This window comes from Paenibacillus sp. CF384 (assembly GCF_900106745.1).
Classification (GTDB): domain Bacteria; phylum Bacillota; class Bacilli; order Paenibacillales; family Paenibacillaceae; genus Paenibacillus_Z.
Map to the genome: position 1 here is coordinate 1 of NZ_FNNV01000014.1, position 16,715 is coordinate 16,715.

At 50.4% G+C, this 16,715-nt stretch carries 16 protein-coding genes and 1 rRNA gene; 2 read left to right on the forward strand and 15 right to left on the reverse strand.

The window, feature by feature from the left end:
• Together BLW29_RS20930 and BLW29_RS20935 are read right to left on the reverse strand one after the other, a co-directional pair.
• Positions 1–90: ribosomal RNA gene (locus BLW29_RS20930) — 16S ribosomal RNA — on the reverse strand; the annotation flags it as partial.
• 366 nt (positions 91–456) lie between these two features.
• Positions 457–1,332, reverse strand: a complete 876-nt coding sequence (locus BLW29_RS20935) for a nucleotidyltransferase-like protein (protein ID WP_090983204.1) — start codon at positions 1,330–1,332, stop codon at positions 457–459.
• A gap of 143 nt (positions 1,333–1,475) precedes the next feature.
• Here BLW29_RS20935 and BLW29_RS20940 point away from each other — a divergent pair, with 143 nt between their 5' ends.
• Positions 1,476–1,850: a YgzB family protein gene (locus BLW29_RS20940; protein ID WP_090983206.1), complete on the forward strand. Its 375-nt coding sequence runs from the start codon at positions 1,476–1,478 to the stop codon at positions 1,848–1,850.
• Positions 1,851–1,915: 65 nt separating this feature from the next.
• Here BLW29_RS20940 and BLW29_RS20945 read toward each other — a convergent pair whose 3' ends face one another.
• The 9 genes from BLW29_RS20945 to BLW29_RS20985 all read right to left on the reverse strand — a co-directional run bounded on the left by BLW29_RS20945 (position 1,916) and on the right by BLW29_RS20985 (position 12,271).
• Positions 1,916–3,643, reverse strand: a complete 1,728-nt coding sequence (locus tag BLW29_RS20945; protein WP_090983208.1) for a glycosyl hydrolase family 18 protein — start codon at positions 3,641–3,643, stop codon at positions 1,916–1,918.
• Positions 3,644–3,767: 124 nt separating this feature from the next.
• Complete coding sequence (locus tag BLW29_RS20950; RefSeq protein WP_090983210.1) at positions 3,768–4,202, reverse strand: Fur family transcriptional regulator; 435 nt, start codon at positions 4,200–4,202, stop codon at positions 3,768–3,770.
• Between the two features lie 83 nt (positions 4,203–4,285).
• The gene (locus BLW29_RS20955; protein ID WP_090983212.1) at positions 4,286–6,166 is read right to left on the reverse strand and encodes a DUF4097 family beta strand repeat-containing protein; all 1,881 of its coding nucleotides are present in this window, start codon (positions 6,164–6,166) and stop codon (positions 4,286–4,288) included.
• A 111-nt stretch (positions 6,167–6,277) separates the two neighbouring features.
• The gene (gatB, locus tag BLW29_RS20960) at positions 6,278–7,720 is read right to left on the reverse strand and encodes an Asp-tRNA(Asn)/Glu-tRNA(Gln) amidotransferase subunit GatB (protein ID WP_090983214.1); all 1,443 of its coding nucleotides are present in this window, start codon (positions 7,718–7,720) and stop codon (positions 6,278–6,280) included.
• 34 nt (positions 7,721–7,754) lie between these two features.
• Positions 7,755–9,212, reverse strand: a complete 1,458-nt coding sequence (gene gatA, locus BLW29_RS20965) for an Asp-tRNA(Asn)/Glu-tRNA(Gln) amidotransferase subunit GatA (RefSeq protein WP_090983215.1) — start codon at positions 9,210–9,212, stop codon at positions 7,755–7,757.
• Positions 9,213–9,248: 36 nt separating this feature from the next.
• Complete coding sequence (gene gatC / locus BLW29_RS20970) at positions 9,249–9,536, reverse strand: Asp-tRNA(Asn)/Glu-tRNA(Gln) amidotransferase subunit GatC (RefSeq protein WP_090983217.1); 288 nt, start codon at positions 9,534–9,536, stop codon at positions 9,249–9,251.
• A 99-nt stretch (positions 9,537–9,635) separates the two neighbouring features.
• Positions 9,636–10,622: an ABC transporter ATP-binding protein gene (locus tag BLW29_RS20975; protein ID WP_218147120.1), complete on the reverse strand. Its 987-nt coding sequence runs from the start codon at positions 10,620–10,622 to the stop codon at positions 9,636–9,638.
• A gap of 35 nt (positions 10,623–10,657) precedes the next feature.
• Positions 10,658–11,473, reverse strand: coding sequence for an ABC transporter permease (locus tag BLW29_RS20980; protein ID WP_090983221.1), 816 nt, complete (start codon positions 11,471–11,473; stop codon positions 10,658–10,660).
• Positions 11,474–11,479: 6 nt separating this feature from the next.
• Positions 11,480–12,271: an ABC transporter permease gene (locus BLW29_RS20985; protein WP_177186734.1), complete on the reverse strand. Its 792-nt coding sequence runs from the start codon at positions 12,269–12,271 to the stop codon at positions 11,480–11,482.
• A gap of 325 nt (positions 12,272–12,596) precedes the next feature.
• Between BLW29_RS20985 and BLW29_RS20990 the strand changes: the two genes are divergently transcribed.
• The gene (locus BLW29_RS20990) at positions 12,597–13,469 is read left to right on the forward strand and encodes a hypothetical protein (protein WP_090983225.1); all 873 of its coding nucleotides are present in this window, start codon (positions 12,597–12,599) and stop codon (positions 13,467–13,469) included.
• A 662-nt stretch (positions 13,470–14,131) separates the two neighbouring features.
• Here the strand turns inward: BLW29_RS20990 and BLW29_RS20995 are convergent.
• From BLW29_RS20995 to BLW29_RS21010, 4 genes are all read right to left on the reverse strand, one after another.
• Positions 14,132–14,512 (reverse strand): ATPase, encoded by a 381-nt coding sequence (locus BLW29_RS20995; RefSeq protein WP_090983228.1) that lies wholly within the window; start codon positions 14,510–14,512, stop codon positions 14,132–14,134.
• Between the two features lie 101 nt (positions 14,513–14,613).
• Positions 14,614–15,399, reverse strand: coding sequence for an ABC transporter permease (locus BLW29_RS21000; protein WP_090983230.1), 786 nt, complete (start codon positions 15,397–15,399; stop codon positions 14,614–14,616).
• Positions 15,396–16,346: an ABC transporter ATP-binding protein gene (locus tag BLW29_RS21005; protein WP_371264765.1), complete on the reverse strand. Its 951-nt coding sequence runs from the start codon at positions 16,344–16,346 to the stop codon at positions 15,396–15,398. Before BLW29_RS21005 ends, BLW29_RS21000 begins: the two co-directional genes overlap by 4 nt.
• Complete coding sequence (locus tag BLW29_RS21010; RefSeq protein WP_256208752.1) at positions 16,343–16,549, reverse strand: PLD nuclease N-terminal domain-containing protein; 207 nt, start codon at positions 16,547–16,549, stop codon at positions 16,343–16,345. The genes BLW29_RS21005 and BLW29_RS21010 overlap by 4 nt, the downstream gene beginning before the upstream one ends.
• Positions 16,550–16,715: the final 166 nt, after the last annotated feature.

Here is a 16,715-nt window from a genome sequence, read left to right on the forward strand (position 1 = left end):
GCTATCCCCGAAGGAATAACTCCGCTCGACTTGCATGTATTAGGCACGCCGCCAGCGTTCGTCCTGAGCCAGGATCAAACTCTCCATAAAAGTGGTAAGCCCGAAGGCTTGGCCATTTTTAAGAATTCGCTTGTTAGCTCATTCAAAAAACTAGCTTTGCGAAACGTTAATTTCGCGATTTATGACCATTTGACTGGTCGCTCATTGTTCAGTTTTCAAAGAACAAATACTTCATGTTTGTGCGCCCATGTCTCAGCGGCGACTTGATTAATATATCACATCCGGCCATTCAATTGCAAGCTTTTTTTTATTTCTTTTTTCTTACTCGCTTGCAAGCATTAAGCTGTTTCATGTTTGCCTCGGAGGCGGTAATAAAGAATTTATCATATGTCAGCGCGCTACGTCAAGCATTAATTAATAAAAAAATCGCGGGCACGCTGCCCGCGATTAATCCTTCTAAGAAACACTGTGATATCGCAGTTCCAACGCTTCTGTATCCCCAAGAAGCGGCATGTAGGCAACCTCTCTTATATACCCGCGCATGACCAGCTTCTGCAGAAGCAGCGACAAATCCATATGCAAGTCCTTCAGGTGCGGATGAGTTTGCAGCTCCATCACGCTCCACGGCTCCTCGCGGCTGCCAAGAATGGAGAAGAGCAGTCCGCAGGACGATTTCATTTTGCTCATAACCGAGAACTCGCAAGCCAGCAATACCAGCTGTACCCGCTTCTCAAGCGATTCCGGCGAAATGGTCAGCTCTTCATATAGTTTATAAATGCCTGGGTTGAACCGCCTCATCTGACGCCAAACCGTAAGCTCCGGGTGTACGCCTTCTTCAATAAACGCGATATGCGCCCAATGATGAAGAGCAGTTAGTACATTGGAGTAAGCATCAAGCAAATTGTTATCCTGCAAATCCTGTTTCGCCTGCAGATAAGAACGAATGAAATGTGAGAACTCCACCAATTCCTTCTGTCCGCGCAAGGATGCCGGGAAAGAAAGCAAGCTTTCCCTGAGGTTGAACAAGTAATTGTCTCGATCCACCAGGATCTCCCCCCGAACAAGCCATTGTATGATGCTGCGGTTCTCGCCGCCCGTTGTCCATTGCTCCAGCATTACAGGTGATACGGTTCGAATTTGCACCCGATCTTCGCCGATGCGTACATGTTCGATACCCCGGTTTGGGTCGTTCTGCGTAGAAACAACCAATAATAGAAGATCCAATCCGTCAATCATAGGATTGTACGGAACCGGGTTGTCGATAGCTGCCAAACTGATCAGCGCCTCATTATGTTCAAAAATTGTTTTAAAATATGCCTTTATATGTTCCACGGTCTATCCCCCATATAGCTTCATGCTGTTGTTTAAGCTATAATGATTTCGCAGTTGTTTATACTCTTGTTCGACAATGTACGCAGGTTTTCCTGCCTATGGTCTTAGAAAACCGTACCTAAATGTCAGAAAGGATTTGTGATATGTTCGGAAAATCAAGTAAAATCAATGAATTTCGGCTCTGGGGCCTTCTGTTCACGCTGTTTGGAATGGGACTAATGATACTGGGTACTGCGGGAATTGTGTTCTGGGGACAAGCCGGTAAAGTATTTGCGGGCATCTTCATGGTTATTGGGATGATCGCCATGCTGGCGAGTGTAGGTGTTTACTTCTGGGCAGGCATGCTGTCGACAAGCGCAGTTATCCTGGTTTGCCCGGAATGCGGCAGACATACGAAGATGCTTGGCAAAACAGATCGTTGTATGTATTGCAAAACAAAGCTTACACTGGATCCCAGTCAGGCAACTGACCTGGATGATACGGAAGAGAAAGAAGAAATCACGCAGCCCCAAGCCTAGAATACGCGATAATAGAAACGCCCTTCGACCGGTTACAGCCGGCGAAGGGCGTTTTTGCATTAGTATTATGGGAGTTTATTTAAGGATTGATGAATAATGGCCCAAATATCATCGGACTGGAACTGGCGCTGCCAAGTCGCAACACCTGCTATTCCGTATTTCTTAGCTAGTGCGGTTCTTGCCTTCAAAGAGACTCCATCTTCGATCCATATGCGCTGCAATGCGCCGTCAGCCTCGTACTCCACGTAATTCTGTCCGGAATCGGCATCAAAGGTCGGCTTAAGCTTGCGTTCATTAATAATCGACTTTACGGTTTCCATTCCGAGCGCCTTCGAGCTTACTTTGACCTTGCCGGAATCATCTTTCTTCTCCGTCCATAACCGTGCATACAGCGGCATGCCTAATACGATTTTGTTAGCTGGCACCCCGTCTTCTTCGATGATCCGCGAAAGCGACTGCTCAGTCCATGGTAGGGAAGCAACCGAGCCTGATGTAGGACTGGATGCCCAATGCTCATCGTAGGCCATAATCATCATATAATCGACTACCTTACCCAGTGCCCCTCGATCCAGGAATAAGGACCACATTTCACTGTTCGATTTCGGCGTTACGTCTATGGATACAACGACATTCTGCTCATGCATGAGCGGTGTCAGTTCTCGAACAAATTGAACCAGGTTTGCTTTATCTGACGTATTCACATTTTCAAAATCAAGATTGATCCCTTTAAGCTTGTACATCTGCGCAAAAGCAGCAAGCTGATGAATCATCTGCAGGCGAGTATCGGCCTTCGCTAATGCAGCCGACGTTCGCTCCGGTTCGAACCCGTTGCTGAACACCGCCCATACTTGCATGCCTCTGTTCTGAGCCCATTTGACATAGTGCATATCCGCTTTACTTCTAATGTTGCCTTCGCCGTCAAGAAGCTCGAACCACGTCGGTGAAACGACGTTTACACCGGGCATTTCACTGATTTGATCGGTGTTCGGTGCTTTCTCGTAGACAGCTTCCCAGGTTAGATTGATTTTGCTGCCGACGGCTTTCCATGCTGTGAAAGGAGCCGGTTCAACTTGCTGTTTAATTTGTTCCGTTTCCGTAAGTTTGATATCTTGTTTCTTGGCGTATCCCAGGATACCATCAGTACTCTGGACCGTATACCAGCCTTCCTTCTCTCCCCAAATGCGCACGGTATCGGTATTCGCAAGGCGATCTACAATCGGTTCCTTGATGGTCGGTCCGCGTCTAATGACCGTATCGTCATCTATAACTCCGCGCTGAACCGCATCTCCTGCTCGCAAAATCGTAATAATATCGTCCTGCTCATTATATTCAGCATGAAGTCCATAAAGCTCTTCAAGCGGTGTGATCGGCAAGTAGACGGCATCGTCCTTCACCTGCGCGGCGATGCGCAGCGGGTAAGGTTTCTTATTGATCGTGGCGGTTAATGCATTTGTTTTCATCCGCAGCACTTTATTCGCATTGGTTAGAACGATCGATCCGGTCTTCGCTTCATAATAAACTTCTTCCTTAAGTCCCAGCTGATCATGAATGAAGTTCAAGGGAAGACTAATGATATCTTGATTAACCAGTGCACCGCCTTCGGCGACTTGTCCATGAAACAGAATCGGGTGCGCTGCACCATATTCCGGTTTAACTTCTGTATTATTAGGCGTTAGTCGCTGCCATCCCAACCACATGCCTGCTGCTGCAGCTGCTATCCCGCTTGCAAGTACTACCCATTTCAACCAGCCGCCGCCACTTTGTCGTCTAGGCCGCATACGTACGGTTTCCACTTGTAAAGCGCTCCTCTCCAAATTAAGCTAGTCCACTGATGTGCGAACTCTTCAAATAAAAAACGCGCATGATGGTGAGCTGCCTCTACCCCTGCGCGTTTATTAGTCTTTCAATCATCGCTTGTTAATTGGTGTGCCGCGCGGAGCAATCAGCGCAATACCCATAAATCTCCATTCGATGCCCCTCTACTTTAAAGCCCGTTTCTTTGGAAGCCGCTGCTTCTACATCCGTTAGAGGCGGATAGTCAAAATCAACGATTGTTCCGCATGATCGGCATATGGCGTGATAATGATCGGTTAAGTCGGCATCAAATCTGCTTGAATCATCGCCATAAGTCAATTCGCGAAGCAAGCCCGCATCGACAAACAGCCGGAGATTATTATAAATGGTCGCCACACTCATACTAGGGAACGATGGCGAGAGTGATTTATAAATTTCATCTGCAGTGGGGTGTGTCATGGAGTGCATGAGAAAGCTTAGAATTGCATGACGCTGCGGGGTCATTCGTACGCCGGTACTTTTCAATTGTTCAAGCGCCTGCTCAACGGTCGCACCCATGCCCAACACGTCCTTTCTGCTTTTGTTAGAACCATTGTACGTGGATACTTTTCATTTTGTCAATGAAAGCGGGAATCATTTTATCATTTGTAACGATTTACCTGAATGCTGCTATTGGCGTCTATATTGATTCTGTAATTCGCCGTTCCAATGCTGCCGCGGATCGTTTTCTTACTGATTGTGAGGGGTAAATCGCTTGTTACTTCGCCGAAAGTAGCCGAGCCGTTAACCGAATAATTACCGTACAGTGGAAGCGATACCTTGATTTCGCCGATGGAACTGTCGATGTCCCAGTCTCCGCCGACTTGAGAGCTCGCAATCTGAATATCACCATTGAGGGTATCCGCTTTGATTGCACCGGTTCCTTCTTTAATCATGATCTCGCCATTCTTCGTATCCGTATCGATGTCGCCGGTAACTTGCTGCAGGTTGATGCTTCCGCTAAGCGTAGAAGCTTCGATTGCGCCGGTTATATAACCTGCTTTGACATCGCCATTGTATGTGCTCAGCTTCGCATCTCCTGTTACTGACGAGGCATCAATGCTGCCATTCTTGGTATCAGCCTTCACCGAGCCTGCCAGGCCATGCATGATAATCGAACCGGTTGTCGCTTTGATACTTAGTCCTCCCGGTAAGGATAACCCTGTTACATCGACTGAACCGTTCACGATTTGGATGGCGAGTTCGGATTGCATGTAATTGATCTGCGGACTGGTGGATTCTTCCGATTCGGGCTGACCTGTGCCTGTAGATTCATCATCTACAGACGGGGGCTGGTCAGAAACCTCGGAGGTGTTTGTTTCAGAATCAGTCGACTCGGCGGGTTCTGTTGGGATAAGCTTCCCAAATGCCGACTCGGCGGGTACGGTCACTACTATATTTATACGCGGCACACGATCTCCATTAGCACCATACGGGTGACCTTTTGCCTCGATTTTGAGCTCATCCTCGCCGCTGACCGTGATTTCCGACTTGCCGGCCGTATCATCCGCTTCTGTTTGTTCAGCTGCATCGACCCACATGACAGATTCAACCGTCAGCTCGCTTACATTCCCCTTCTTGACGGTAACTTTGCCGTTCGGGTTCACGATTTCGATCCCTATAGTCTCAGACGTTACCGGGGCATGAATAGTTTCCTTGGCATAACGGAATCCTTTCTCTTCCCCGTAGGCGCTCGTTCCGGTCAAATTAACTTTAAATTCATCCAGCCAGCGAAATGGCATCGAAGCGAACTGCGTCACCCCAAAAGCAGTAACCGCTATGAGAGCAGCAAGGAACGTGCCACCGATATCAAAAGACGGCCGTTTGGAGGCTGTGCGATACACAAGGCTCATGATGACGACTTCAATGCCTAACAGGACAAACGCTGCCGGCCACCATTGTCCGATCAGTTCCATATCGTTGCGTTCGCGAATTTGGTCCCAGAGCAATAATGCCCCTACCGTAATCATCACCGCCGCAGCAGTGAATCTCCCCATTTTAAACATCAACCTATTCCTCCTCGAGGCAAAACAGATCGCCAGTACAATAAAAGCAATTCCCGGTGCATAGGTGCCTATCGTATCCACGATCGTTTGAAAGACGACAGGCGCTTGGACAAACACCAGCAAGAGAAAGGCCAGTCCGATGACAGCAACACCTTGAATAATCGTACCTATTCCTACACGAGGCGACTCTTCCATAGCCGGACTCGCGGCTGCTTCGCGCTGTTTCGCAGCCTGCTGGAGCGTATCGAATACGCTATAGAACCAAAAGAAAGGCAGCGCCAATCCTAGGAAGATGATCAGCAGTGCATATTTCCCTCCGCCTTCGTCGGCAAAGCGAATCATTGCAGCGATATCGGTCAGCGTGCCAAGCAGCAGCAGCATGCCTGTTAAATGCCTGCCCAGCGCAAGATGTCCGCCGCCCGGAATGAGAAAAGCGAGCAGCGACGCAAGCAGTGTACTTCGAGATGATTCCCGCATGAGATGGATGGCACCTCCTGACTGTTGATGATTACAAATATTGTATCATAATTTCCCACAGCAAAAGAGGCATGTCCGCATGATGACGCCGGACATGCCTCTTTATTGTAGTTATTGATTCAAGCGCGCAAGCAGCAGCTTGTTAACAAGCGCCGGATTTGCTTTGCCCTTCGTTTCTTTCATCACCTGACCAACCAAGAAGCCGATGGCTTTCTCTTTGCCGGCTTTGAAATCCTCTACGGATTGCGGATTGCCGCTGACAATGCGGTCAACCACTTCTGCGATTGCACCTTCGTCGCTGATTTGAACAAGGCCTTGCTCTTCAACGATTTGCTGAGGACGTTTGCCTGTTTCGAGCATTTCTTTGAAGACCGTCTTCGCGATCTTGCTGCTGATCGTGCCTTTCTCCATCAGACCGATCATCTCGCCGAGTCCTTGACCTGTCAGCTTGATGTCTTCCAGTTCAAGGCCGCCTGCATTCAAGTAGCCGAGCAGATCGCCCATGATCCAGTTGGATACCGCTTTGGCATCCTTCGTAAATTGAAGGCTCTCCTCGAAGAAATCAGCCAGTTTCTTGGAAGCCGTAATGACGCCTGCATCGTAGGAAGGGAGACCGAATTCAGTTGTGTAACGAGCTTGGCGTGCATCGGGCAGCTCCGGTATGGATGCCAGGACACGAGCCTTCCACTCTTCGTCGATATGGATCTGCACAAGGTCAGGATCCGGGAAGTAGCGATAGTCATGCGCTTCTTCCTTGCTGCGCATCGAGAACGTCTTGCCTTGCGCTTCGTCCCAGCGGCGTGTTTCCTGAACAACCTTGCCGCCGCTGTCGAGAATATCCGCTTGGCGCATTTGCTCATACTCAAGACCGCGCTGAACACCACGGAAGGAGTTCATGTTCTTAAGTTCGGCACGTGTACCAAACTGCTCTTGATCGTAAGGACGCAGACTGACGTTGGCATCGCAGCGAAGCGAGCCTTCCTCCATCTTCACATCGGAAACGTCACAATAAAGCATGATTGCTTTCAATTTCTCGAGGTAAGCTTTCGCTTCTTCCGGCGACCGAAGGTCCGGCTCGGATACGATCTCGACAAGCGGCGTACCGACACGGTTAAAATCGACCAGCGATCCAAAACCGCCTTCGACATGAGTCAGCTTGCCTGCATCTTCTTCCAAGTGAAGGCGCGTAATGCCGATGCGTTTGGTCTTGCCGTTCACTTCAATGTCGATCCAGCCATGCTCGCCGACAGGCTTGTCGAATTGCGAGATTTGGTACGCTTTCGGAGAATCCGGGTAGAAATAGTTTTTGCGGTCAAATTTGCTGATGTCGGCAATTTGGCAGTTGAGTGCCATCGCTGCTTTCATCGCGAATTCCAGTGCTTGACGGTTCAGTACCGGCAGCACGCCAGGGTGTCCAAGACAGATCGGACATGTATGGGTATTCGGCGGGGCGCCGAAGGAGGTGGAGCAGCCGCAGAAGATTTTACTCTTCGTATGGAGCTCAACATGCACTTCCAGCCCGACAACCGTTTCGTAAGTGTTCGGTTCAAACATCGTTTAGCCCTCCTGCTTTATTGGCATCCGAGAATTATAGCTGCGGACGCTGTTTATGATGCTCAGTATGCTGTTCGAACGCGTGCGCGGCGCGAAGCACCGTGCGCTCATCGAACGCTTTGCCGATAATTTGCAAACCAACAGGCAGGCCATCTGCGAAACCGCAAGGTACGCTAATTGCCGGAATGCCAGCAAGGCTGACCGGAATGGTGCAAATATCGTTCAAGTACATGGTGAGCGGGTCGCCCACTTGCTCGCCGATACGGAAAGCAGGAGTAGGCGCAGTCGGCCCGATGATCAGATCAAAGTTCTGGAACACGTTGTCAAAATCTTGTTTGATCAGCGTGCGGACTTTCTGTGCCTTCAAATAATACGCATCATAATAGCCGGAGCTGAGTGCATAAGTCCCAAGCATAATACGGCGCTTCACTTCCGGTCCGAAGCCTTGGCTGCGGGATTTGCGATACAGCTCAATCAAGTTATCCGGGTTCTCTGCGCGAACGCCATAACGAACGCCGTCAAAGCGTGCCAAGTTCGAGGAAGCTTCCGACGAAGCAAGCAGATAGTAAGTCGCAACCGCGTATTCCGTATGCGGCAGAGACACTTCTTCCCATGTTGCGCCAAGGCTTTCGAATTGTTTCAGCGCAGCAAGCACTGCTTCTTTGACCTTCGGATCGATACCTTGTCCGAGGTATTCCTTCGGAACGCCGATGCGAAGTCCTTTGACATCGCCGCTTAGTGCACCGACATAGTCGGGAATTTCCACGTTAGCTGATGTGGAATCGCCTGCATCGTAGCCTGCGATTGCTTGCAGCACATAGGCAGAATCTTCAACATTCTTCGTAAGTGGACCGATCTGGTCGAGTGAAGAAGCGAAGGCAACAAGACCGAAACGTGAAACCAGGCCGTAAGTCGGCTTCAAGCCGACAATACCGCAGTACGCCGCCGGTTGACGGATCGAGCCGCCAGTATCGGAGCCAAGCGCGAAATAAACTTGTCCTGCCGCAACGGAAGCCGCAGAGCCGCCGCTTGAACCGCCCGGTACATACTCCGTATTCCACGGATTACGTGTCGGATGGAAGCTCGAATTCTCGTTGGAGCCGCCCATGGCGAACTCGTCCATATTCAGCTTACCGATCGTAACCGATTGGGCTGCGTTCAGTTTCTTCATTACTGTCGCGTTATAAATCGGATCGTAGTTGCGCAGAAACTGGCTCGCACAAGTTGTCAGCAAGCCTTCCGTCACGATATTATCCTTAATGCCAGCCGGCAATCCGAACAGCAATCCCTGCTCTTCGCCAGCTGCCAAAGCACCGTCAAGCTCAGCTGCTGCAGCGCGCGCGCCTTCTTCATTCAGCGTCAGGAACGCTTGTATGGAAGCATCTGTAGCTGCAATTCGTGAATACGAAGCATCCACCAAATCGCCAACCGACAGCTCTTTCTTCTTTAATTGGTTATGTACTTCCTGTAGGCGTAAGTCAAAGAGTGCCAACAGCCGTTCCTCCCTTCGGTATAAACCCTCACACTATTATTCAAGAACAGCCGGCACTTTGAACTGGCCGTCTTCATCATCCGGCGCATTACGCAGTGCAGTCTCGTTCGTAACCGACTCGCGAGTCACGTCGTCACGCATGACATTGTGAACCGGCAGCACATGGCTGGTTGGTTCCACGCCGTCCGTTTGGAGCTCGTCCAGCTTCTCCGCGTATTTAAGAATCGCATTCAGCTGTCCGGTAAACTGTTCCTTCTCTTGTTCAGAAAGCTCCAGTCGGGCCAAATTGGCCACATGCTCGACATCTTTGATGGTTATGCTCATTGTCTATGGTCCCGTCCTTTCCATCCATTTTGCACACATTCTACCTATTATAACGTAAGCCTGCATTTAAACTCAATGAGAATGCGAATGCGGATGTGCCTAAGCCGGTGTGGAGCTGCGGTACATTTCCCGAATCATATCCTCGATGTCAGGCTCCTTGACGCTGAGATCGACAACCGAAAGCTTGGCCGATAAACCGCTGATGAGCTCGGACGCGGAAATATCGCTTTTGTGGAACCGATATGTCAGTTTAAGACCCTCTTGTTTGATTAACTCTGCACCTGGATGCTGCAAGGCCGATGGCTCCGGAAGTTCGCTCAGATCGAGCACGAGCAATCGATAAGGCGCCATACGCAGAATCAGCTCCGACAACGGACCGTCTTCGACTACTTTACCGTGATTGATGACAATCAGACGCTTGCACAGCTGCTCCACATCATCCAAGTCATGTGTCGTCAGAATAATCGTCGTGCCGCGCTTCCTATTCATCTCTTTGATAAACGTTCTGATGTTCTGCTTGGCTTCGACATCGAGTCCAATGGTCGGTTCGTCGAGAAACAGAACGGATGGCGAATGCAGCATCGCCGCCGCCAAGTCGCCTTTCATGCGCTGTCCGAGCGACAGCTGCCTTACAGGTGTATTAATCAATTGATCAATGCCGAGTACATCATGCATCATCGCCAAATTCGTCTTATAGGTCTCTTCATCGATTCGGTAAATGCGTTTGAGCAGCTCGAACGTTTCGCCAAGCCGCAAATCCCAGTAAAGCTGCGTGCGTTGCCCGAAGACGACGCCCAGTTGTTTAACGACGGACTTCCGGCTTTCCTGCGGCGAAATGCCGCCAATTCTCACCGAGCCTGAAGTCGGATGAAGAATGCCTGTCAGCATCTTAATGGTCGTCGACTTGCCCGCTCCGTTCGGCCCCAAATAACCAACCATTTCACCTGGCTCAATTCGGAAGCTGATGCCATCCACGCCGCGCACGATCGTTTTCTCCGGCCGGAACAAGCTCTGAATGGAGCCGCTTAGACCGCTTTTCTTCTTAATGACGGTGTATTCTTTGACGACATTCGTAAGTTCGATCATATGCACGTATCCTCTCTCTCTGCTGCTGCGACTCGCTACGAGCCGGCGCTTTCATATCTCTTCAATCCGCTTTGGAAAACGAAATGGCATAACGTAAAAATAAGAAGTCCGACAACCGGCGTCCAAATCGCCAGTCCGACAGGGAGTGTGAACCCGTCTTCTTGGCCGATGAAATCCGCTGCGGGATAGAAGCTGATAAACCCGATCGGCAAAATGAAGGTCAGCGCCAGCTGGATCAGCCTCGGGTATAAGGAGAGCGGGTACATGGTCGTCCGTTCCATCGTAGCCAAGGTCAGTGAAACGAGTGATCCGCTGCGCTTGGTCCAGAACGCCGCTGAACCCATGATCGTACAAATCGAGGCACGGATGAACATCCCGCCGATGACGACGCCGAGCAGCTTGAGCACATTGATGACAGTCCAGTCGAAGCCGATCTGAGCACAACCGTAGAAGAAAATAAGGAAGCCGGGAATGAGATCGATGAGTCCGATAAAGTTCACGTAGTTGATGACAAATTGAAAAAAGACGTTCATGGGGCGAAGAAGCATCCGGTCGAAATCACCACGGATCACCATATTATCGATATGCCAGGTTTGAATGAAGAAAATAACGGACAGGCCATGGCTCAGCAGTCCTAATCCGTACAGAAATGCGAGCTGCGGGAAGGTCCAACCTGCCAGCGCTTGAAACTGCTCCACCATCAGCTTCAGCACCCATACACCGCTAATGTACTGTAAGGGGATCATAAGAAACCAGCTGACCAAGAACAGCGGATATTCCAATTGACGTTGAACGGCTAATTTTGCAAAAAAATAAGCTACGGATGCATGATAACGAATCGCGGTAACCATGACGGATTAACCTCCTTGAATGAGCGTGACACGCTGGGCACGCTGCCACACGACGTACGCGATAAAAGCGAGCACCGCAATCCAAACCGCTTGAATAACAAGCGCTGTTCCTGCCTGTGCGTATGAGATTTTGCCAATATAAATGGAAAGCGGGGTTTGGTACATGTACTGGAACGGAAGATAGCTCGAGACGGTCGCCATCCAGCCGGGGAAGAACCAAATCGGAATAAGGCTGCCTGACAGAATGCGCACGATTGCATCCTTCACGTTGCCGAGGTTACCCAGCTCCATGACCCAGAAGGAGATCATGCCGACGATAGCCCCCATGAGCCAGAGCAATAGAAAGCTCAGCATCAAGCTTGGGATAAAGAGTAGAAAGGCAGTCATGCTTACCGGCAGCGGCGGGCTAAACAGAATGGAGGCCAGCAGAATAAGCGGGATGGCTTGGTTGACGAGCGCGCTTACCGTGGTGCCGAGATCCTCGGCCAGGAACATGCCAAGCAGATGAATGGGCTTAATGAAATCGGTCGCGATATGCCCCTCCCTGACCCGATAGTACATGTCGTTCTGAACATTGACGGATAGAACCGCCCCCATCACGACGGCTAAGATAGCATAGACGATCATTTGATCCTGACTCACGTCTTGTATGGAACCCAAGCCCCGATAAGCCGCCTTCCAAAGGAATACGGATGCAAGCAGCATGACCGCATTAGAGGCCATACCGGTGAACACTTCGAATCGATAGGCGATCGTCGTTAAAATTCTCATTTTGAAAAAGTAGTAGTAAGCAGCCATGCAAGCCCCCCTTCCAACCTCGTCTAAGAATTGGATGTTTTTGTTATATGATAACGTTGCCATTGGGATTTGGGCAATAAGTAAATTAGGAAGAGAGATTATCGAGAGGACATATGGAGAGGACATATGGAGGGGAAATATGAAGGCTAAATATGGAGACTAAATACGAAGGCTAAATATGAAGGCTAAATATGAAGGCTAAATATGAAGAGAAACTTCATCCTGGGCTAAGGGAGCTTTTACGTTGCCTTCAGCTTTCTTTAAGGTTTGCTGCCCATACTGGGGAATGTAACCAAGCACAACTACACTCAAGGAGGAAGAAATAATGAACAAAACAATGAAAGCTCTCGGTTTAACGGCCGCTATCGCGGTGATGATTCCACTTAGCGCCTATGCCGCAACAAGCGCTACTCCTACAACTTCGGACAGTGCAAAGTCGACAACAACGGCTACCAGTACGGTAGTAGTGGGACAAGGACCTTTTGGCCTTGGTGGTAAAGGTGAAGTGATGAAAGTTCGTGCTGGCGGCTTCTACAGCCAAGAGGTTTTGGATTTGCTCAAGCTGGATATGAAGGCGTTGAAAGAGAAAATCGAAGCCGGTAAAACATTGGCTCAAATTGCGGAAGAACAAGGCGTCACGCGGGATCAATTGAAGGCAACGATGACAGCGGCTTTCGAGAAGCGGCAGGCCGAAGAGAAGAAGGACTTCACCGAAAATCTCGATAAATCGCTGGATTCCACAATGAAAGATAACATCGGTTTCGGAAGAGGCGGCGAGCGAGGCGGTAACTTCAAGATGGAGTTCAAGAAAGGCATTCGCGCCGAAATAGCCGACTTCAGTGCGTCTGCCAAGGTGCTTGGACTCAGCGATGAGGAGTTGAAGACTGCACTGAGCGGCGGTAAGTCCCTTGCTGATCTAGCTCAAGAGAAAGGCATCGACGTTCAGAAGCTGATTGATGCTCAGAAGCAGGTCATTGTGGACAATCTGAATGCCGCGGTGAAAGCCGGCAAGCTCACACAAGCTGAAGCTGATAAAGAGATCGCCAAAGCAGCTGATATCGCCACACGGATCGTGAACGGGAAAATGGACAGAAAACCACATACCATCAAAATCGACCGTAATGGTGTGAAGCAAGATGCGAGCACCAAAGCAGATACGGGTACATCGGCGGCTCCGTCAGCAGATACGGACGCTTAGTAGCTAAGTTGACTTAGGGATAACGGCACAGGGTTTTGCCCCTGTGCCATTCGTTTGTTTTGGGGCGGGTTCATGTGCGTATGGCGCGAGTCTCAGGTGGAAGAGATGCAGCTGAGAGTTCCGTAATCGAACTCTCGGTGGTTAAGCTAGCTGGAAACCCCTCTCGCTGTATCGTGAGAGTCGCGAAAGTGAACGCTCGCGCTCGAAACAGGAGGAAATTGAGGTTGAGAGTTCCGAATTTGAACTCTCGGTGGTTAAACTAGCTGAAATCCCCTCTCGTCGTATCGTGAGAGTCGCAAAAGTGAACTCTAAACTTCGAAACAAGAAAATTTGGTCTCCCGTAAGCGGATATGCCGCTTATTGCTTAGGAATTAGTTAGTTTGGAGCCTTGATAGCGGATATACGGCTATCAAGGCGATTCAAGTGCTGAAACGAGGCTAATCAAGGGAATTTCACCGATTTTAAGAGGATATGCCGCTTATTGCTTAGGAATTAGTTAGTTTGGAGCTTTGATAGCGGATATACCGCTTACAGCTTAGAAATCAGTTAGTTTGGCGCTCTCGGAGGCAGCGGCAGCAGTCTCCCAAGCAGAAAAAGCCTCCATCCCAACTCGGATGGAGGCTTTCTCTTTAGGCGTAGCTTGGTTCGCATTCGCGTTAGCGTTAAATCCAAGCCTTCAAATGGACTTGACGAATAAACTCTTCGCGAGTTTGTGGTTCGCCTTCCACTTCTTCTTCTTGCAGCGGTTCTTCCCCGCCGTTCATGATGCGATGAAACAGATCCGCATTATGAGTTGCCAGCGCAAAGTCGATCAGCGCTTCGCGCTCCAAACGGTCGACCTCCTGCTTAATCAGCACTTCCTCCAGCTCGATGTCTGCGGCAGGCACGTAGAAATTCCGGTTCGCTTTGGGAACTCGGATCACATAATCGAACGCGTTATCCGCATTGCGATCGTAGGCGATTATATAACCATACTCCCCGACCGGGAGGGTCTGTTCAAATAAGTCCGATATAATAATAATACGTTGGCCAAGCTTATACATTAGCGTCTCACTCCTGTCACCAATAACCATACTCTATGACTCTACTCTATCCTACTAAAATTCAGTAAGGAAGTCCAATAGATGAGAATGGTTATTGGTTATTACATTTCCAGTGATGGACGTCGTCGCAGAGACCAAGCGGCGATTGCCATTATGGCAATCATGATGCCAAGCGCGATGCAGACAGCCGGCCACGGGCTGCCCTGTCCGCTTGGCGAAGCCGTGAACTGCGCGTAGGCAAGCTTCGGCAGCATGCCCGGGCTTGCCGCGAGCGCGTGCGGGAACACGGAGGCCGTCAGCGCGAGCACGGCCGCAGTGCCAAGCGCGCACGCGGCCGCCGCTGCCCCGCTGCGCAGCAAAGCGCTAAACAGCAGCGTGAGCGAGCCTGCAAAGCTCAGCCACAGCAAGAACAACAGATAGGCATAGAGGCTGCTCTGCCAATCTGCGGTTTCGAATAGGGTCGCTGTGTAATACAACGCGGCGCCGAAGCCGCCTGCAAATGCGAGTGTGACGAGCACCAGCATGGCAGCCCATTTGGCCGAGACAAACGAGAGATACGAGATCGGCTTTACTAGAATCATCGCGGTCAAGCCGCTCGTGCGTTCCGCGGAAATACTGCCCATTACCGATAAGGCGAGCACCAGCAGTCCCATCGTGTTGAACTGCTGCAGTGTCGCGGCCATGACTTCATTCGCCGAAGGCTGCGGAATTGAAATGACCGCTCCTTCCGGCAAGTTACCAGCGTGCGCAAGGATGTCCGGTAGAAAATACGTGGAGAGAGGCTGCATCGCACCAAATAGGATATAGACAAGCGGTACCCAAACCAGCTTGTAGCTGCGGATCAGCTCTGTCCATTCTTTGCCGAATAGCACCATCCACCGGTTCATACGCGCTGCACCGCCTTCATAAATAAGTCCTCCAGTGTCGTCGACCCGAATTCCAGCTTGGTCACGGGTATTCCTCGATCCAGCAGCTGCTGAAGAACGATCCTTCTGGCATGATCGATCTGATTGTGTTGTACATGCAGCTTAACAGCGTTTCCACCAGGTTGAAGCCTCACAGAATGAAAAAACTGCGCCGAAGACGATACCCCCGAAATCAACTGCAAAAATGCCGTCCGCGCTTCTTCCGTATTCTCGACCTCAACCATCATAACCGGCTCGCGATAGGCAGCGCGTATATCCTCGATTGCCCCACTAATAACAATGCGGCCGCTCTTCATAATAAGCACGTCATCACACAGCTCTTCGGCGTCATGGAGCAAATGCGTGGAGAACAGAATCGTCGTCTCGCGCTTCAACTCCCCAAGCAGCTGCATCACTTCACGGCGTCCAATCGGGTCAAGCGCAGATACCGGCTCGTCCAGAATGAGCAGCTTCGGCCGGTGAATAAGCGCCTGCGCCAGGCCGAGGCGCTGCTTCATGCCGCCGGAATAGCCGGCGATTCGCCGCCTGCCTGCATCGGCAATGCCAACCCGCTCCAGTAATTCCGCACTGCGGGCGGCTGCTTCCCGTTTCGTCAGTCCGCACAACCCCGCAGCGTAGCGAAGAAATTCGTCGCCGGTCATCCAGCCGTGAAACGCCGGTGTTTGCGGCAAATAGCCAATAAGCGGGCGATGATCATCGCCCGGCTTAAGATCACGGAAGCGGATACTGCCTGACGATGGCTGCAGCAGCCCGCTGAGAATGCGGATCGTGGTTGTTTTGCCCGCTCCGTTAGGACCAAGAAGCGCTGTGCAGCGCCCTTCCCAAAGCGTGAAATCAATATCCTGCAGCGCGGACGTTGCTCCGCTGAATGTTTTGCTAAGTCCTTCGACAGCAACAAGTTCCATCATGACGACTGTTTCCTTCCGAAGAGGAAGAACAGCACCGAACCAAGTAAATTCAGAAAAATAATAATAAGCACCCACATCCACTTCGGCCCTCTTGTCTCAGCAGCGCGCGCGCAAACAACAAGTGCCGTAACCATCAGGATTAGCTGCACAATGAGGAACGGCAATACAAGGGAAAGCAGCATTTTATTCGAAAAATCATCCATATTCGTACCTCCTCTTCCTTAAGTATTCCTTCGCTTCGACCAGTTCACCCTAACGATCAACAGATAGAATATAAGCGGCATCGGGCACTGAATAAGCCCCCATATTCCCCAAAACCAAGGATAACGACTGCGTTTCCTCGCATCCTTAAACAGCCAAGAAGATTGG